General features: G+C 45.0%; 13 protein-coding genes. 11 read left to right on the top strand and 2 right to left on the bottom strand.

Annotated elements, in window-relative coordinates:
• Positions 1 to 27: 27 nt before the first annotated feature.
• Positions 28 to 1170, bottom strand: a complete 1143-nt coding sequence (locus T357_RS0107845; protein ID WP_031550626.1) for a glycosyltransferase — start codon at positions 1168 to 1170, stop codon at positions 28 to 30.
• A gap of 269 nt (positions 1171 to 1439) precedes the next feature.
• Here T357_RS0107845 and T357_RS0107840 point away from each other — a divergent pair, with 269 nt between their 5' ends.
• The 5 genes from T357_RS0107840 (at position 1440) to hpf (ending at position 7756) form a co-directional block, all read left to right on the top strand.
• A complete protein-coding gene (locus T357_RS0107840; protein WP_031550623.1) occupies positions 1440 to 3119 on the top strand; it encodes a DUF3298 and DUF4163 domain-containing protein in 1680 nt (559 codons plus the stop codon).
• 307 nt (positions 3120 to 3426) lie between these two features.
• Positions 3427 to 4227, top strand: coding sequence for an SDR family NAD(P)-dependent oxidoreductase (locus T357_RS0107835; protein ID WP_031550621.1), 801 nt, complete (start codon positions 3427 to 3429; stop codon positions 4225 to 4227).
• Between the two features lie 186 nt (positions 4228 to 4413).
• The gene (locus tag T357_RS0107830) at positions 4414 to 5691 is read left to right on the top strand and encodes an N-acetylmuramoyl-L-alanine amidase (RefSeq protein ID WP_049962341.1); all 1278 of its coding nucleotides are present in this window, start codon (positions 4414 to 4416) and stop codon (positions 5689 to 5691) included.
• A gap of 262 nt (positions 5692 to 5953) precedes the next feature.
• On the top strand, positions 5954 to 7027 hold the full coding sequence (locus tag T357_RS0107825; protein ID WP_031550615.1) for a C40 family peptidase: 1074 nt from the start codon (positions 5954 to 5956) through the stop codon (positions 7025 to 7027).
• Between the two features lie 198 nt (positions 7028 to 7225).
• Positions 7226 to 7756 (top strand): ribosome hibernation-promoting factor, HPF/YfiA family, encoded by a 531-nt coding sequence (hpf, locus tag T357_RS0107820; protein ID WP_031550612.1) that lies wholly within the window; start codon positions 7226 to 7228, stop codon positions 7754 to 7756.
• Between the two features lie 161 nt (positions 7757 to 7917).
• On the opposite strand, the gene T357_RS0107815 is transcribed toward hpf, so the two are convergent.
• Positions 7918 to 10359, bottom strand: a complete 2442-nt coding sequence (locus tag T357_RS0107815) for a glycoside hydrolase family 94 protein (protein ID WP_031550609.1) — start codon at positions 10357 to 10359, stop codon at positions 7918 to 7920.
• A gap of 305 nt (positions 10360 to 10664) precedes the next feature.
• Here T357_RS0107815 and T357_RS0107810 point away from each other — a divergent pair, with 305 nt between their 5' ends.
• From T357_RS0107810 to secA, 6 genes are all read left to right on the top strand, one after another.
• Positions 10665 to 11687, top strand: coding sequence for a LacI family DNA-binding transcriptional regulator (locus tag T357_RS0107810; protein ID WP_031550607.1), 1023 nt, complete (start codon positions 10665 to 10667; stop codon positions 11685 to 11687).
• Between the two features lie 67 nt (positions 11688 to 11754).
• Positions 11755 to 13110: a type 2 periplasmic-binding domain-containing protein gene (locus tag T357_RS0107805; RefSeq protein WP_031550605.1), complete on the top strand. Its 1356-nt coding sequence runs from the start codon at positions 11755 to 11757 to the stop codon at positions 13108 to 13110.
• A 138-nt stretch (positions 13111 to 13248) separates the two neighbouring features.
• On the top strand, positions 13249 to 14160 hold the full coding sequence (locus T357_RS0107800; RefSeq protein WP_031550603.1) for a carbohydrate ABC transporter permease: 912 nt from the start codon (positions 13249 to 13251) through the stop codon (positions 14158 to 14160).
• Positions 14161 to 14276: 116 nt separating this feature from the next.
• Complete coding sequence (locus tag T357_RS0107795) at positions 14277 to 15131, top strand: carbohydrate ABC transporter permease (protein WP_031550602.1); 855 nt, start codon at positions 14277 to 14279, stop codon at positions 15129 to 15131.
• A gap of 105 nt (positions 15132 to 15236) precedes the next feature.
• Positions 15237 to 17240: a glycoside hydrolase family 3 protein gene (locus T357_RS0107790; RefSeq protein WP_197027318.1), complete on the top strand. Its 2004-nt coding sequence runs from the start codon at positions 15237 to 15239 to the stop codon at positions 17238 to 17240.
• 405 nt (positions 17241 to 17645) lie between these two features.
• Entirely contained in the window at positions 17646 to 20282 is a 2637-nt protein-coding gene (gene secA / locus T357_RS0107785; protein ID WP_031550598.1) for a preprotein translocase subunit SecA, read from the top strand.
• Positions 20283 to 20422 lie beyond the last annotated feature (140 nt).

Below are 20422 nucleotides of genomic sequence, written 5' to 3'. Positions count from 1 at the left end.
GCCTGCCAGGCGGGCTTTTGGTATTTTTCATATTTTCTTCAGTTCATATATTTTTTCACATTCTTTTACAAATTTTTCCTGATTATATTTTTCAAACACCATTGTTTTTGCATTCTCTGCGACTGTTGTTCGTAAATGTTCATCATTTGCCAACAGTCTGAGATATTGTTTGAATTCATCCCGGTTATTATACATAAATCCGTTTACAGAATTCGTAATAACCCCATCCAGACAGCTGTCATAACGGCAAAGTACCGGGATTTTGCAAGCCATGGCTTCCATATAAGTTAATCCCTGGGATTCACTACGGGACGCATTAACAAATATATCACCGGAAACATAATATCGGGGAACCTCGTTAGGATCAATCATCCCGACAAATATCACTCTGTCTGATACCTTTTGCTTCTGAATATATTTTTCTATCTTCTTTCTGTGGGGTCCGTCTCCAACTATCATGATACGGTAACCGGACAGTTCTTCATCTCCGATGAAATCAACAAGCTCCTCTATGTTTTTTTCTTTGGCAACTCTGCCAAGATAGAGTAAGATACATTCATTTTCTTTGATTCCATATTTTTCACGAATGGAATTCCTGTATTTGAAGTACTCAGAATCAAAAAAACACTCTCTGATGGCGCTTGGAACAACAAATATATCGGACTTTATATGATATCCTTCAAGTATTTGCCGCATTTTATCAGTCGGTGTTATGAATGCTTTTGTCTTCCTTGATATCTGTCGTATAACGTTTGGAACAATAGGTCTTACCCATAAATTGCCTAAGGGAAGATAGCGGACATAGTATTTATAAACCGTATGATAATGATGCACAATGGGCGTGTTGGTCTTTCTCGCTATATAACATGCGCAGCAAAATGTTGACAGTTCACAATGGGTGTGTATCACATCAGGATTCCATTCAATTAATTCTTTAATTATTTTGTATTTCCCGGGAAGAACGAGCCTGGCATGAGGATAAACTATGTCTGCGTTGATAGATGGGATATAATAAAAATCTCCGTCTTTTCTTTCGGAATGTGTTTGGGAGAGGGTTACGATCCTGACATCGTGTCCATGCTTTTTCAAGCCTTCATATAAGATATTAATGGATGTTACAATTCCGTTAACTTCGGGATTAAATAAATCTGATGCAATAAGGATTTTCACAAGGTTCTCCCTTCACTGAAAAGATATAAATCATTTTACTATCATAAACTCTCCACAGTCCATACACGGAGTTTGTTCACTTTGGTTTTTACCTTTTCCTTAGTACACATCACCCAACTCCAGGTATACATATACTCAGAACAAGAGAAAAAAGCAAGCGAAAAAAGGCTTTTGTTATTTTTGTTTTCCTTATCCTTTCTGAATGATATAGTAGATACGGTGACTAATGTTCATCGAAAGGAAAAGAAAGAAACAGAACGGAGGTAATTATGAAAAGAAACATCAGGAAAATGTCAGCTCTTGTCATTTCGGCAGCACTTTTGATGTCCGGATGCGGCGGAACGACAACTACTAACAGTTCTACCGAAGCACCGGCAGCAACTGCTGCGGAGACTACCGCTTCAGCTGAAACAAAAGAGGCGGAAACATTGGCCACAACTGAAGCTGCCAAGGAAACTAATGCAGAAGCCGCTGAAGAAAGCGGTGAGGTGCAGCTCATAAATGCCGGAATAGAAACAAACTATGAAAGTATTTACTCGGATACTGACAGAAAATATTTAGGCGGAGGCTACTATCCGGAAATAACTCTTGGATCCTATGTGAACGGAGAGTATGTTGAAGGTAACGAAAACCACCCTGAGCTTGTAAAAGCTATAGACACCTATAATAAGAATACGGCCGAATGCTTCAAGTCTGATATGGATTCTGCAAAAGAACTCGCAGATGAGGATCCCCGTTTTAAAGAAGAGGACAACGAAGGCTACTCATATTCTGTAGACATGGATGCTTCTATCGAACGCTCGGACTCAAACATTTTCAGTGTGTCCGCATCAAACTATTCTTTTTTGGGAGGTGCTCACGGCAACACCGTCATCACCGGATTTAATGTAGATCCCAAAACCGGCGAGGTGCTCAAGATTTCAGACGTTGTTACCGATAAAGACGCTTTCATTGACGCTGTTGATAAGCAGCTCCACGAAGAGTACCCTGACATCGAAGAAGGCCTCGTTGTAGAAGATCTCAAGACCGCCATCAGCGATTTGTATGACGGAAAAGATGATATGAATCTTCAGTTCTACATGACACACGATGCACTGGTTACAGTATTTTCAGCTTATGACATCACAGCCTATGCCTACGGACCCGAGTTCGTTTCACTGTATTATACTGACTCGGCTGACTTCCTTAATGAGAAGTATCTGAAGACCACCAAAGATTATGCTGCCGAGATTGGTTTGGATGCTCCTTTCTCATTTGAAACAGGAGATGGTACAAAGAAATCCATCACAGTTAATTACCTGGAGCCCATAGGAGATGATGAGTATGCTTCAGAGTACACACTCCGCATGAGCCTTGATGGCAAGGAGTATACAGAGAAACTGGAAAGCATTTACGGTATGCGTGCTTATATCCTTGTAAAAGACGATAATGCTTACATCTATCTCGATATGAGCTCTGACAATGACTGGCATATCACACAGATTTATGACATTAACGGATCCGAGATCAAAAAGGTTGGTGATTTCACAGAAGAAGCTTTCTACGATGTAAAACCTATAGATCCTTCTGATTTCATCATGTCCTCCAGAGGCGGTCTCTTAAGCACCTACGGTATATTCCGCCATTACGAAATGGACACTGACGGAAAGCCTGTTCCTCTTACCGATGCATGGTGGATCAACAATGATTTTGAGCTTACCCTCAACAAGCCTCTCAAGCTCAGCGTGATGGATGAACTCACAGAGGACTGCAGCGATAATGGTACCGAAACAGAGATCCCCGAAAAGACAAAGCTCACACTTGTACGTACAGATGAGCTTAACTGGGTTGATGCCCGTACACCGGACGGAAAGATTGCAAGAATCTATGTTGATACTTCCGACTGGCCCCGTAAGGTAGACGGCATCGAAATTGAGGAAGCTTTCTCAGGAATTGTGTTTGCGGGATAAACATTATAACTATTAAAAACAGCGCCGGTGTGGACTAAAACCACATCGGCGCCTTCATTATCTTTACGTTTTATCATCAATCATCAATAATTGACACACGAATATATGTTTGTTAAAATCCAAGCAGTGCTACCAGTAACTACGGTAGATAACAAAAAAATAACCGCCACAGTCCCAACTGAACGGTTATTTTTGTTAAATAAACCTTAGGGCTAACCGTCTATCGGTAGCACTTCTTTTCGATTAATATATTAACATCGCTGTATATCTTAGTCAATACAGCGTCAAACCACAGGAGATATCACATATGAAAACAGCTATCGTAACCGGCGCTTCCCGGGGAGTGGGGAAGGCTACGGCAGAGATATTGGCACAAAAGGGCTACAGGCTCATCATAAACTGCCGTTCAAATTTTGATCTTCTGGAGGAAGTGGCGGAGAAGTTAAGAAGCTGCACTGAAGTCAAAACCGTTCACGGTGCCATCACGGATGAAGTTTTGAAATCGGCACTAAAGATTGATCTTGATTCCGCCATGCCGGTTCTTACGGAAGATGATATCGCAAACAGCCTTGACGAAGTTACCTCAGGCAATGATTCAAATCAATCCGAAAACACTAACGAAATCCTCCTTGTAAACAACGCCGGCATTTCCACCTTCAATCTCTGCCAGGACGTAACGGACGAGGAGCTCAGCACCATGCTTAGTGCCAATGTCTCCGATATGTTCAAGCTCACCCGCTCAGTGATTCCTTACATGCTGAAAACCGGGTGCGGCCGCATCCTGAATGTTTCCTCGGTCTGGGGAGTCTCAGGGGCCTCCATGGAATCGGTTTACAGCCTGACTAAAGGGGCTGTCAATGCCTTCACCAGGGCGCTCGGCAAGGAGCTGGCACCAAATCATATTCCGGTTAATGCTGTGGCCATCGGCTGCGTCGACACAGACATGAACGGTTGGATGTCTCCGGAAGACAGAGCTGCAGTGGAAGATGAAATCCCTTATGGTCGCATGGCGACACCGGAGGAAGTGGGAGAGTTCATTTACATTCTCGCTCAGGCGCCACTATATCTCACTGCTCAGGTTATACAGTTTGACGGTGGGTGGATTTGAACCCTTCATTTGTAACAGGCTGAACTGTTGCCTGGTTTTTAATCTTTATGAAACTTTAAGGCTTTATCACTTGCCGAAGTAATCTTTAAAGAGTATAACTTCTCATTGTGAATATTTGTTTTTCAAAAGATTCAAATACCGTTGATATATACGCCATCATTTCCGGATGGCAGAGTGAGGTCAAGTATGAAAAAAAATTTCAAAAAAACATTGATTTTATCCGCAACCGCCTGCACAGCACTTGCTTTTTCCCTTAGCGGCTGCAAGAAGTCTTATAAAGCAGAGTTCTCCGAGACTTCAGCCGCAGTTTCAGTAGAAGAGGGAACTCTCGCAGATACAGAGAACAATGTTCTCCCCAACGAATCTGCAACTATTGCAAGCAACGTTGGTCCTACAGTTCCGGCTGCCAACTCTGACACACAGGCTGCAGCAGCCACCGAAACACAGCCTGCTTCCGTTCCCGAAACCACAGCAGCAGAAACAGCTGCTCCCATAAGCTTTGAAGACCGTGATGAAAAAGTTTATATTACGACAGATAATGTAAACATTCGCTCATTACCCCAGACAGAAACAGGCGAGGTACTTGGTAAGGCCAACACCGGAGACAGCTTCCACCGTACAGGATACAGTGATCAGAAATGGAGCAGAATCGAGTATAACGGCCAGACCGCTTTCATAAGTTCTGACTATACTACCACCGAAGTGGTTGAAAAGAAGACCTCTGAAGCTGTAGCATTCAATCCAGATTGGGAGCTCGGCCAAAATTCAATGATCAATTCCGGCACCGCAACTCTTTACTATGCAACAGGCAGCAACAAGAAAGGCAGAACCGTATGCGTTAATGCAGGTCACGGCACAAGCGGCGGTGAGAGCGTAAAGACCCTTTGCCATCCCGACGGTACAAAGAAGGTTACAGGCGGCAGCACTGCAGCCGGCAATACCCACGCAACTGCAGTTTCTTCCGGAACCACCATGAAAGACGGAACCTCAGAGGCTTATGTAAACCTCAAGGTTGCCAAAGCTTTGAAAGACGTCCTTCTCGAAAGAGGCTACAACGTTCTCATGATCCGCGAGAGCGAAGATGTACAGCTCGACAACATTGCCCGTACAGTCATGGCAAACAACCGTGCTGACTGCCATATCGCCATCCACTACGACTCAACCGAAAAAGACAAAGGTGCTTTCTTCATGAGTGTAGCTGACGGCATCAAGGGCATGTATCCCGTTTCCGAAATCTGGCAGGAGAGTGACCGTCTGGGTTCAAATGTCATCAACGGTCTTTCCGCAAATGGTGTAAAGATTTTCAGCGACGGTGCAATGCAGATGGATCTCACTCAGACCAGCTACTCAAAGATCCCGTCCATCGACCTGGAACTTGGTGACAGAGTCTCTGATTACAGTGATTCTACGGTTGCTGTTCTTGCAAAGGGAATCGCAGACGGAATCGACAGTTTTTATTCATAAGCATAAATCAGTAAATATAAGGGTTTGTCCATTCTTTTTAGAATAATTTTACACAGTAAGTAAAACGTAAAACATTTAAAAAGATTCTTCAACAGCAGGTGTGATACCATAATGATGTGATTAAAACATCAGAGAATATCACACCTGCTGTTTTGTATTTTAATCATTTTCCGAAATCTGCACTATCACAGTCGCTAAGCGGCTGAATAAATCAATATATCAATTTACAGTTCCTTTTGTACGGAACACCTGGGAGATCATTTTGAAAAACATCACATACAAACATATAGCTTTATATACAGCTCTGACCATAACCATAAGCAGCCTGACCCCCGGCATGGTATCCTATGCCGAAGAGGCTGAAAAGTCTTCGTCTGTGACAGCGATAGTTGAGGCATCTTCTTCAGCATCAACTGCCAAAACAACAGAATCCAAGGCTTCCTCATCAAAGACAAAAGAATCAAAATCATCCTCAACCTCTTCATCCGATTCCTCCGGGGAAGTTCTTCTGGAAATAGGAGACGGTCCTGTTGATGATGCAGAACTTGGCATCACTTCCGATGAGGATCTGGCAGCTATTACAGATGGTTCCATGATCCCGGAATATAACATTACAAGCATTGATGAGACCACTTCCAATGTAGTAACCGAGAACTATGCAGTGGCAAAGGACTCCGGCGCGAAAGAAACAATCACAGAGACATCCTCTGTATCCGGTTCCGAAGATAAGCTTCTGGAAATAGCAGACGATGTTGACGATTTTAGTGCCTTCAAGACAAAGGTATCCAATATAGCTGATGACTTTACCAGTTTTGTATCAAACATAACAGGGCAGTCAGGCAACTCAACAACTTCAGGTTCTGATGACACAATAGCCGTAAACAATGCACCTTCATCGGAGACAACTTCTATAGTTTCCGCTGTGAACAAAGTTGTTAATGCCGGCACCGCAGTTCCAACTATTGCCACAACAGCAAGCCGCCAGGCACTTATCAACTACGCAAAACAGTTCCTTGGAAATCCGTACGTATACGGAGGAACTTCACTTACAGACGGTACCGATTGTTCCGGATTTGTTCAGCAGATCTTTAAGTATTTTGGCATTAAAACCGGAAGATCCTCAAGAGATCAGATTGAAAATGCCCAGTCCATAACCTTTGAGGAGCTGCAGCCGGGAGACCTGATATTCTACGCATCAGGCGATTATGTAAATCACGTTGCAATCTATGCCGGCGACGGAGTTATCATCCATGCCGCAAACACAAGAACCGGAATCTGTACCGGAAGATACGACTACAGGGAGCCATACGCTTACGGAAGATTCATCAACAACTAAAACCCTGTAAATACTGTAATATCAAGTCCCAAATCATTGCAGAGGCATTGATTTGGGACTTTTTTCTGTCATCCGCCACCACATTAATAAAAAATTCATTTTTTGAGTGTAATAAAATTGGAATTATATTTTTATCGGTGGTATAATCTAGGTATCTCAAAAGATATTTGAGAAATCTATATAAGGGAGCGTGATTCCATGAAGTTTAATATCACGGGCAGAAACATTAACGTATCAGATGGCATGAAAGACCAGATCGACAGAAAGCTCGGAAAGTTGTCCAAGTTCTTTAAGGAGGACACCATCTGCAATGTCACTCTCTCTACTGAGAAGAATATGTACAAGGTAGAGGTAACCATCCCTGTTAAAGACGGGGTGATCCGCGCAGAGGAAACCACCTCAGATAAATTCCAGTCATTGGATCTGGTTGTAGACATCATCGAGCGTCAGATCCGCAAGTATCGCACCAAACTTCTCAACAGACATCAGGCTGCAGCCGATTTCTCGGATGCTTTCAACGAGGAGCCTGATGATACAAATGAAGAAGAGATCAATATCGTTCGTACAAAGCACTTTGATCTCAAGCCTATGACTCCTGAAGAGGCTTGTCTCCAGATGGAACTTGTAGGACATGCATTCTTCGTATTCCAGAACGGCGATACCGGAAATGTGGCAGTTGTTTATAAGAGAAAAGGAAACAGCTACGGACTCATCGAGCCGGAGTATTAAGTTTCCATATTTAATCCTACATAAAAAAGGTTCGGGGCATAAAGCCCCGGACCTTTTTCTGTTAAACCACCGGAGAAAGTTTTCTACGTTTCACCGAGGACGATTCTCTGCGAAAAGAAACACCCCCTGTGAAATCCTTTGGTTAAATTCTGATAATAGTTTTACATCTCAACTACAACATCGTATTCCTTAACCGCTGCATCAAACGGGATAACATTACCCTCACAAACCACACCGTTTACGGTAAGCTTCTTAACTCCCTTTTGGGAACCGTTGGTGTGAACATTGATTCTGTAAACCCCGCCGCGGAACTTTCTCGTAAGGGTGAAATCTCCGAAATCCTCCGGTACACACGGATCAATAGAAAGCCCCTTATGTGTAGGATAAACGCCCAGAATATACTGGGAAACATTTACAAAGGTCCAGGCCGCAGTTCCCGTAAGCCAGCTGTTCTTGCCCTGACCGAAGAACTTCGCATCCCTTCCGGCCACCATCTGGGAATAAACATAAGGTTCTGTACAGTGAACTTCACTTATGTCCTCTATGAAAGCAGGGCAGGTCTTTTTGTAAATGTCAAATGCTCTGTCACCGTGACCGAGAACCGTTTCCGCTATGGAAACCCATGGGTTATTGTGGCAGAAGATACCGCCGTTCTCCTTGTATCCGGGCGGGTATGAGCTTACCTCACCAAGTTCAAGATGATACTTTGTATATGCAGGCTGAAGGATCATTACACCATACTTTGTATCCAGCTTTTCTTCAACGCTCTTCAATGCTTTTTCCGCAAGTCCTTCCTTAACACCGATGCCTGCGAGAGTGCAGAAGCCCTGAGGCTCGATGTATATCTGACCCTCTTCACATTCTTTTGAACCAACCTTCTTTGATTCCGCATCGTATGCTCTCAGGAACCAGTCGCCGTCCCATCCATATTCGAGAACCGCATCATAAACCTTTTTAACTTCAGCGCGGGCTCTTTCGGCCTCAGCATTATCATGAAGGAGCTCTGCAAGCTGGGCATATTCCTCTCCATACTTCACGAACATTCCGGCTATAAATACTGATTCCGCAACCGGTCCTTCTGATGGTCCGAAGGTCTGGAATGATTCCCCGGGATGCTCGGAAAAACAGTTAAGGTTCAGGCAGTCATTCCAGTCAGCACGTCCGATGAGCGGAAGACCGTGAGGTCCCTTATGAGTTGCGGTAAAGTTGAAGGAACGCTGAAGGTGATTCATAAGTGACTGTGCTGTGGTCATATCATTATCAAAAGGCACAGACTCACTGAGAATCGAAAGGTCACCCGTCTCTCTTACATATGCACTTGTTCCTGCAATCAACCACAAAGGATCATCATTGAAGCCCGAACCAATGTCTGAATTCCCCTTCTTGGTCAGCGGCTGATACTGATGGTATGCACTGCCGTCCGGGAACTGTGTGGAAGCAATGTCTATGATACGCTGTCTTGCTCGGTCCGGAATGAGATGCACAAAGCCCAGAAGATCCTGGCAGGAATCTCTGAAGCCCATGCCTCTTCCGATACCTGACTCATAGTAGGAAGCAGAACGGGACATGTTGAAAGTAACCATGCACTGATACTGATTCCAGATGTTAACCATGCGGTCAACCTTTTCGTTTTCGGAAGAAACATGATAGATTCCCAGAAGCTCATTCCAGTATGCACGAAGCTCTTCAAAAGCCTTTTCAACCTTGTCCTCGCTGTCATATCTCGAAAGCATCTCGAAGGCTTTCTTTTTGTTTATAACAGACGGTGCTTCCCACTTATCATTTTCTTCATTCTCTATGTATCCCAGAGTAAATATAAAGGTCCTTGATTTACCCGGCGCAAGACTCAGATCTATCTGCTGTGAAGCGATGGGAGACCAGCCACTGGCCATAGAGCCTGTGCATTTCCCGTTAACGACAGCATCCGGGTGATCGGGTCCGTTATAGGCTCCCAGGAATGCGTCACGGCTTGTATCAAAGCCGTTTACCTTACTGTTCACTCCGAGAATGGCATAATGATTTCTTCTTTCCCTGTACTCTGTCTTGTGAAATATGACTGAGCCTTCACCGGAAACCTCAACCTCACCGGTGCTTAAGTTTCTTTGGAAGTTCTTCATATCATCATCTGCATTCCAGAGACACCACTCTACATAAGAGAAGAGTGACAGTTCTGCCGAAGTATCACCCTTGTTTGTAAGAGTTATACTTGAAATCTCACAATTATCCTCCATTGGAACAAAGCTAAGAAGCTCTGCTTCAATTCCGTCCTTTAATGATGTAAATCTGCTGTATCCAAGACCGTGACGGCACTCATAGCTGTCAAGCTCAGTCTTTACAGGCTGCCAGCCCGGGTTCCAGACAGTATTCCGGTTTCTGTCCTTTACATAGAAATACTTACCGTTATTGTCATAAGGGACATTGTTGTATCTATACCTTGTAAGGCGGAGAAGCTTAGCGTCCTTATAGAAGGAGTAGCCTCCGCAGGTGTTAGAGATCAATGAAAAGAATTCCTTATTGCCAAGATAGTTTATCCAGGGCAATGGTGTCTTCGGAGTGGTGATAACGTACTCACGGGCAGCGTCATCAAAGTAACCGTATTTCATATAATGCCTCCGTTTAATACTTAATCGTTTAAGTTGGATATAGTCGGATTATATAGTCGATATCGATATTTATCAATAGAAAATTTCAAAATTTATCAGAAAACGTTTACTTGATATTCCTCTAAAATCAGAAAAAACCTTGCTCCGGTTCTTGGTATGATCGCATTTTTTGACGAGATGCCGCCACATAAACCAGTATTGCTGTGAATGATTCACAAAAAAATTAAAAATGGTATTGCATTCATCGACATGTTGATGTATATTGGCATTACGAAAACGATTAAGTTAAACGATTGGAAAACAACATGGCTAAAAGAACAGTATCTTTAAAAGACATTTCCAACACCTGCGGCGTATCGATAGCAACGGTGTCAAAAGCCCTGAACAACCATCGCGACATAGGCGAGGAGACTAAGGAGCACATCCGGAAGGTTGCGGAAGAGCTTGGTTACAGGCCAAACGCTGCCGCCCAGGCATTAAAGACCAACAAAACCTACAACATCGGAGTATTGTTCGTGGACGAAGCCCACAGCGGTCTTACCCATGATTATTTCTCCCATGTTCTGGACAGCTTCAAAACAACCGCTGAGGCCAATGGCTACGACATCACCTTTATAAACTCAGGGAAACGGAATGACAACAGCACTTATCTTTCACATGCCTTATACAGAGGCTTTGACGGAGTTGTCATCGCCTGCGTGGACTTCTACGATCCCCAGGTTTATGAGCTTGTGAGCAGCAGCATACCGGTGGTGACCATCGATCACATGTTTGACAACTGTATGTCCGTTCAATCCGACAACATAAAGGGCATGCGGGAAATGCTCCATTATATATATGACCAGGGTCACAGAAGGATCGCATATATACATGCCTACGAAAACACTTCCGTAACACAGGGAAGACTCGCCTGCTTCTATAACACCATGCAGGAGCTTAATGTTTCGGTACCTGACGAATACATGATCACAGCGCCCTACAGAGATACCGACAGAACCTATGAGGCAGCAAAGAAGCTGCTGGATCTGGAAAACCCGCCCACCTGCATCATCTGCCCCGATGACTTTTCCTGCTTTGGCTGTATAAATGCAGTAAGAGAGAGGGGGCTTAGGATTCCCGAGGATATTTCCATAGCAGGTTACGACGGGATCGAGCTTGCGAGAAGGATAAGCCCAAGACTTACCACAGTTGTACAGGATACTAAAAAGCTGGGTTCCCTTGCGGCAGAAAAGCTTATAGCGCTTATAAACAACCCGAAAGGCACTCTCATCGAGCATCTGCTTGTTGAAGGAAAGCTGGATAAGGGAGGATCGGTTTCAAAGTTATAACAAACTACCGGCAAGAGCCGATAGATCAAACACTATACATAATAAAAAACAATGGAGGCAATCAGTTATGAGAAGATCAATGCTAGGATTATTACTTTCAGCCACAGTGGCAGCAAATGTACTTACAGGATGCGGAGGCGGAAGCACTCCCGAGGCAACAACGGCAGCAGCTACAGAGGGTGCCGGAAAGGTTCTTAACATCGCAGCTTGGAACGAAGAGTTCAAATCCCGCCTTATAGACCACTATCCGGGATATGAAGAGGTTGACGGAACCACAGGAAAGATCGGCGATATTACAGTAAAGTGGCATATTACGCCTAACCAGGAGAATGCTTACCAGAACAGGCTCGATGAGATCCTCCTTGCTCAGGATAAGGCACCGCAGGACGAAAAGCTTGACCTCTTCCTTGTAGAAGCCGATTACGCTATAAAGTACACCGATACAGACTTTACGCTTCCTCTTTCAGAACTTGGTATCACCGAAGAGGACATGAAGGATCAGTACAAGTACACAAAGGACGTTGTTACAGATTCAAAGGGCGTTATCAAGGGAAGCTCATGGCAGGGATGTCCGGGAGTCATGATCTACAACAGAAAAGCCGCTGAAGAAGTATTCGGAACACAGGAGCCGGAAGAGGTTCAGAAGCATTTCTCTGACTGGGACAAATTCAACGAATCAGCAGCACAGCTTAAGGACAAGGGTTATCATGTAATATCCTCCATGGCCGATACCTTCAGAATCTACCAGAACAATTCAAAGCTTCCATGGGTTACGGAAGATAAGAAGATCCAGGTTGATGACAACCTCATCAAGTGGGTAGAGGATTCAAAGGCACTTGTTGACGCCGGTTACTGTGATACCTATGACCAGTGGACAGATGACTGGACAAAGGGCTTCTATCCTGAAGGAAATGTATTTGCTTACTTCGGACCTGCATGGCTCATCGATTTCTCAATGGCAAAGGACGTTGAAGGTTCCATCGCTCACGAAGGCGGCTGGGGTGCTATCGAAGGACCTCAGGGCTTCTACTGGGGCGGAACATGGATCTGCGCAGCTGCAGGAACAGACAATGGAGACGTAGTTGCCGACATCATCAGAAAGATTACCTGCGACCCTGAAATCATGAAGGACATCGTTCTCAAGGACAACGATTTCGTAAACAACAAGCCTGTCATGGAAGAGCTCGCAAACGACGAATCTTATTCCAATGAAGTTCTCGGAGGTCAGAACCCTCTCAAGATGTTCTGTGCAGGGGCCGACAGGATCGACATGGCTAACCTTACAGCTTACGATCAGGGACTCCTTCAGGATTTCCAGTCAGCTATGGGCGATTACATCAAGGGTAATTACGATTCTATAGATGAGGCTATGGAACAGTTCTATACACTTGCTACAACAAGATACCCTGATCTTACCCGTTGATATTTCCGATCCTTTAACATCATGAAAAACATTTTTTCTCACACATCATCTCTTTTTTCAAATCATGGTTACATAGCAGATTGCCTTCCGAAGGAAATCGGAAGGCAATCCCATGCAAGACCACTTTGGAGGTTCCACATGGCTAAGAAGGCATCCGGCACAACAGCCAGATATAATCGCTGGGGTTATATATTTCTCATACCGTTTTTCATCGTGTATGTAATCTTCAGCTTCATCCCTTTGGCGTCGACCATCTATAACAGTTTCTTTGAAAACTATTATTCCGGTCTGACACAGATCGGCCCCAGATTTGTAGGAATTGAAAATTACATAAAACTTCTCTCATCACCGGAAATCTGGAAATATCTCGGCAACACTCTTATCATGTGGATAGGCGGATTTATCCCTCAGATCACAGTGGCTCTCATTCTTGCATACTGGTTCTCAGACCCAAGCCTTAAGCTTAAAGGTCAGAGTTTTTTCAAGACAGTCATCTATATGCCAAACCTTATCATGGCATCAGCATTTTCAATGTTATTCTTCGCTCTTTTCGCAGATGCGGGCCCTATAAACCAAATGCTTATAAGTCTCCACATCCTGAAAGAGCCATTCAAATTCATGAACAGCATCGCAGCATCCAGAATACTGATAATGCTTATGAATTTCCTTATGTGGTTTGGTAATACAACCATTCTGTTACTTGCAGGCATGCTGGGAATCGACGGTTCCCTTTACGAAGCGGCAGAAGTTGACGGAGCAAGTGCTTCCCAGATTTTCTTCCGCATCACCATGCCGATACTCCGTCCGATCTTCATCTATGTTCTCATCACTTCACTTATCGGCGGACTTCAGATGTACGATGTTCCTCAGATCCTCACAAACGGAAAGGGTACACCGGCAGGTTCAACCACAACAGTTATCATGAACCTGAACCAGTACTTAACAAGTAAGAATTTCGGAATAGGCGGCGCCCTTTCAGTCTATATGTTTATCATCACAGGCATACTCAGCTTAGTGGTATTCAGGATAAACAGTGCAAAGAAAGATTAATGTGAATATTCCTGTTCACCACATTCAGTTCCGCCGGTCAAGGGACTGAACTGAGATTAGTAAAAACAAATCATCATCTGTGCCGTCGACGAAAGGGCGGCAGAACGGAGATAATAATGGAAACTCATGCAAGCAGCGGCCTTCCTGTCGGGACCAGAAGAGCCATAGCCTATGTGGTACTTGGCATTTTTACATTCCTGTGCCTCATATGGTTTTACATACTTCTCATAAACGCAACAAGATCTCATGCAGAGATGACCCGTGGTTTCACCATGCTCCCCAGCACTCATATCTTTGAAAACTGGGAAAACCTGGTAAACGGAACCATACCTATAGCAAAGGGGTTTGTAAACAGCCTTACAGTATCTGTTTGTTCCTCAGTCCTTTGCGTATACTTCTCAGCTATGACAGCCTACGCCATCAATACCTACAGATTCAAAGGAAGAGATGCCATAGCAGCATTCATCCTGGCCATCATGATGATCCCGGGACAGGTTACAGTCCTTGGCTTCATCCAGCTCATTAATAATATGAAGCTCGATGATACCATTATCCCGCTCATCATCCCTTCCATAGCTTCACCGGTTACTTATTTCTATTTCAGACAGTACATGGCAAGCAACCTTCCCATGTCACTGGTCGAGGCAGCAAGAATCGATGGTTCCGGAGAATTCAGAACCTTCAACACCATCATCATGCCTCTCCTGAAGCCGGCAATCAGTGTTCAGGTCATCTTCAGTTTTGTGGGCAGCTGGAACAACTACTTTACACCGGCCCTCATTCTTCACACCGATTCCAAAAAGACACTTCCGGTTCTTATCGCACAATTACGAGGTGCCGACTGGCTCAGATTCGATATGGGACAGGTTTATATCATGATAGCTGCCTCCATTTTCCCGGTAATCGTAATATATCTTTTCTTATCTAAATATATCGTAGGCGGTATCACTTCAGGTGCCGTAAAGGGATAATGTAAAAACTCTTCGGGATCATCTTAGTCCGAGACTTCCTAAGTCATGGCTGGGATGGTCCCGTCTTATGAAAACATATTGTTAAACATTGCAAAGGATGAAACTATGACTAAAGAACAGATAGAAGAGCTCGTTCAGAAGATGACTCTGGACGAAAAGATCGGCATGCTTCACGGAAGCGGATTCTTTCACAATGACGGAGTTGAGCGTTTTGGTGTTCCTCCGCTCATCACCTCCGACGGTCCCATGGGCGTAAGAGGAGAGTTTTATGACAGCAAATGGATATCCCTCAACTACCAGGATGATCTCGTGACCTACCTTCCCTGCAACAGTGCACTCGCCAGCACCTTCAACAGGGCCCTTGCTCATGATGAGGGTAATGTTCTCGGCGCGGAGGCCCGTGGCAGAGGCAAAGACATTATCCTTGCTCCGGGAATAAATCTCAAAAGAAGCCCTCTTTGCGGAAGAAACTTCGAGTACTTCAGCGAGGATGGATATCTCACTTCTGAGCTCGCCATCGAGTTCGTAAAGGGTGTACAGGAAAATGATGTGGCTGCCTGCGTCAAGCATTTTGCTTTAAATAACCAGGAAACCGAAAGAATGGGTGTGGACTCCGAGATAGACGAGGAAATCTTCAGAGACACTTATCTCGAGGTTTTCAGAAGAGTCCTGCTTGAAGGCGGCGCCGGCTCTGTAATGGGAGCCTACAACCGTGTTTACGGTGACTACTGCTGCGAAAACAAGTTCCTTCTTGACACGATCCTACGTGAAGAGTGGAACTATGACGGTGTTGTGATCTCCGATTGGGGCGGAGTCCACGACACCGAAAAAGCAGCCACCGCAGGCTGTGACCTGGAAATGTCCGTAACAGACAACTTCGACGAATACTGTTTCGCCGAGCCTCTCAAAAAGATGGTTCAGGAAAAGAAGATAGACGAGAGTGTTATAGATAAGAAGGTTTTCCGACTCCTTCTTCTCATGGATAAGCTCCATATGCTTTCCGGAAAGAGACAAAAAGGTTCCTACAACACAGATGAGCACCATAAAACCGCAGCAAAGATCGCAGCAGAGTCTCTGGTGCTCCTCAAAAACGAAAGCCACGTCCTTCCTCTGGATCCGGAAAAACAGCGACGCATCCTCGTTGTAGGTGATAATGCCATAAGGCAGCACAGCCTCGGCGGTGGAAGCGCAGAGATAAAAGCACTTTATGAAATAAATCCTCTCCTTGGTCTCAGGGAACTCCTGGGCGGAAACACAAAGATCGACTATCTGTCAGGCTACGACGCAGACATTGCTCCCGACAGCACCGAAATCAACTGGCAGGAAAACAGTCTCGAAAAAGTAGATGTGGAGAGCAATGACCAGCTCAAAAAAGTCTCCGAGGAAAAGAGAGAAGAGGTACTCAAAGCATTAAGAGAGAACAACTATGACAGCGTCATCTACGTAGGCGGTCTCAACCATGTACTTGACAGAGAAGGCTTTGACAAACCCGACATGAAGCTTCCCTACGGACAGGATGAACTTATCAATTCCATCCTTGAACTAAGAAAAGACGCAGTCATCGTCCTCATCAGCGGAAGCTCAGTAGACATGAGCTCCTGGATAGACAAGGCAGACACCGTTCTCTGGTCCTACTACAACGGATGCGAAGGCGGAAGAGCCCTTGCCCGCACCATCTTCGGAGACATTAACCCGTCAGGAAAACTCCCGGAAACCTTTTATCTTGATCTCAAGGACTGCTCCGCTTTCAGCGTAGGAGACTTCGGTCGCAAAGATACCGTACATTATAAGGAAGGCTACGAAATCGGCTACAAGTACACCGACAAGCACAACATCCCTGTACTGTTCCCCTTCGGCCACGGACTTTCCTACACAACCTTCTCCTATAATAATGAAAAGCTCGAAGGCAGCACCTTAACCCTCACCGTAACCAACACCGGCAGCAGAGAAGGCGCCGAAACCATCCTGATCTTCGGTGACAACAAAAAAGCCCAGGTGAGAGAACTCATCGCCTTCGAAAAAGTCCTCTTACAACCGGGCGAAAGTAAAGATGTTATTTTCACCATTCCTTCAACTCACGAAAACGCAAGCACGAAGAAAGCACAATAATAGTTCAACCTAAACGTAAGCAGGGCGGAGTCGGTGGGTATCCATCTATATACGTTGAGCTGCGGCGTGAAAAATCCAAATCGGACCTCTTAGAGGCAGTTGGCTTCTTTTTTCCTTAGCCCCCTCGCCAAGTCAGAGTTGTCATAAAGAGAACTCTGACATTGGCGAGGGCCTACTGCCTCTTAGAGGTCCGATTTGAGATTTTTCCGCAGCAGCGACTCGTATTTAGATGGATGCCCACCGGCTCCGCCCTGCGACCCATTTCACTAAACTTAAATATCTCTAAACTTTCCCGCCCGTCTTGAAAAAAAAAGAGGTTAGTGATAGAATTTCATGGTTATAGCCGAAAGTAGAGTTAAAAGTGTGTGATTATAAACCTGCACACGGTTATTAAGGAGTATATAGATGAGTTTATTTGAGAAGGTTTTCGGTACCCACTCTGAACGCGAGCTTAAGAGAATTGAGCCAATCGTTAATAAAATACTTTCATATGACGAGCAGATGACTGCCATGTCAGATGAAGAACTGAAAGCACAGACAGCAAAATTCAAAGAGCGCCTTGCCAACGGAGAAACATTGGATGACATCCTCCCGGAAGCATTTGCCACTGTCCGTGAGGCCGGAAAACGTGTAAACGGCATGAAGCATTTCCCGGTACAGCTTATCGGTGGAGTAGTACTTCACCAGGGCCGTATCGCAGAGATGAGAACAGGTGAAGGTAAAACCCTTGTTTCCACAGCACCTGCATACTTAAACGCACTTGAAGGAAAGGGCGTTCATATCGTAACCGTCAATGACTACCTCGCTAAGCGTGACTCTGAGTGGATGGGACGTATCCATGAGTTTCTTGGACTCAAGGTTGGTGTTGTCCTCAATTCCATGACAACAGAGCAGCGTCAGCAGGCTTACAACTGTGACATTACATATGTTACCAACAACGAGCTCGGTTTCGACTACCTTCGTGACAACATGGCAGTATATAAGAACCAGCAGGTTCTTCGTGGCCTCCACTACTGCATCATCGACGAGGTCGACTCCGTTCTTATCGACGAAGCACGTACACCTCTTATCATTTCCGGCCAGTCCGGCAAGTCCACAAAGCTCTATGAGGTTTGCGATATACTTGCAAAACAGCTTCAGAGAGGTGAAGAATCAGCCGAGTTCAATAAACTCGATGCCATCCTCGGAGAAGAGATCGAAGAAACCGGTGACTTTATCGTTAACGAAAAAGAGAAGACTGTAAACCTCACTCAGGAAGGTGTTCGCAAAGTAGAGCAGTTCTTCCATATAAAGAATCTTGCAGATCCCGAGAACCTGGAGATCCAGCATTGTGTTATCCTTGCACTTCGTGCCAACAATCTTATGCACCGTGATAAGGACTACGTTGTAAAGGAAGACGAGATTCTCATCGTAGACGAGTTTACCGGACGTATCATGCCGGGTCGTCGTTACAGCGATGGTCTCCACCAGGCAATAGAAGCAAAAGAGCATGTTAAGGTAAAGCGTGAGTCCAAGACCCTCGCAACCATCACCTTCCAGAACTTCTTCAATAAGTTTGACAAGAAGGCCGGAATGACCGGTACTGCTCAGACAGAGGAAAAAGAGTTCCGTAACATCTATTACATGGATGTTATCTGTATCCCTACAAACCGTCCGGTACAGCGTGTAGACCTGGATGATGCGGTTTATAAGACAAAGAGAGAAAAATTCCAGGCTGTGGTTGATGAGGCAGTAAGAATCCACGAGACAGGCGCTCCTGTTCTTATCGGAACCATCAACATCGACACCTCAGAGCTCCTTAGCGGAATGCTTAAGAGACGCGGCATCAAGCACAATGTCCTGAACGCAAAGTTCCATGAAATGGAAGCTGCTATCGTAGCAGACGCAGGTCAGCACGGCGCCGTAACCATCGCAACCAACATGGCAGGTCGTGGTACCGATATCAAGTTGGATCCGGAGTCACTTGCTGCAGGCGGTCTTCATATCCTCGGAACAGAACGTCATGAATCAAGACGTATCGACAACCAGCTTCGTGGACGTGCCGGAAGACAGGGAGACCCGGGACAGTCTCAGTTCTTCATCTCACTTGAGGATGATCTCATGAGACTCTTCGGTTCAGACCGTCTTATGGGCATGTTTGAAGCTTTAGGTGTACCAGAAGGCGAACAGATTCATCACAAGATGCTTTCTAATGCCATCGAAAAGGCACAGCAGAAGATAGAGCTTAACAACTATGGCATCCGTGAAAACCTTCTTAAGTACGACGAAGTAAACAACGAACAGAGAGATGTTATCTATGATGAGCGTTCAAAGGTTCTCAACGGAGACAACCTTCGTCCTCTTATCATCAGCTTTATACAGGAAATCATCGAGAACTACGTTGATGCCAATGTTGCAGAAGATTCCACTGCAAAGGATTGGGACCTCAGCGGCCTTAACGATACTCTGATGACCATTATTCCTCTGCCAAAGCTTAAACTTACAGAAGAACAGTTCAATACCATGACCAAGAACGAGTTTAAGCAGCTCCTCAAAGAGGAAGCAATCAAGCTTTATGAGCAGAAGGAAGCTGATTTCCCTAATCCAGAGCAGGTTCGTGAGATCGAAAGAGTCATCCTTTTAAGAGTCATCGACCAGAAGTGGATGAACCATATCGATGATATGGATCTCATGCGTGACGGTATCGGTCTCCAGGCTTACGGACAGAAGGATCCCCTTGTAGAGTACAAGATTCAGGGCTTCTCAATGTTTGAGGAGATGACCACAGCCATTAAGGAAGAAACCATTCGCATACTTTACAACATCAAGGTTGAGCAGAAGGTAGAGCGTGAGCAGGTTGCTCAGGTAACCGGTACAAACCGTGATGACAGTGTAGCCGCAGCTCCCAAAAAGCGTGAGGTTCGTAAGGTATATCCAAATGACCCGTGTCCATGCGGTTCAGGAAAGAAATATAAGCAGTGCCATGGACGCAACGAGTATTTAAAGGCAATGAATCCTCAGAACGGCGCAAACCCGGCACCCGGCGATAAACCGGAGAACTGAAACAATTCGGTACTTTAACCCGCACCGTGACCATGCCGCGAAAAGATACTTTCGCGGCATTTTTTCATAAGTTTCTGAATAGAAACATTACAGTCTCCCAAAAAGACTGTAATATAGTCCTCACCTATCAAACGTTTATA

This window comes from Oribacterium sp. FC2011, from assembly GCF_000701645.1.
In the GTDB taxonomy this organism is placed as follows: domain Bacteria; phylum Bacillota; class Clostridia; order Lachnospirales; family Lachnospiraceae; genus Oribacterium.
Note: the sequence above shows the minus strand (reverse complement) of the source record. Positions and strands in the feature narration are given on the sequence as shown.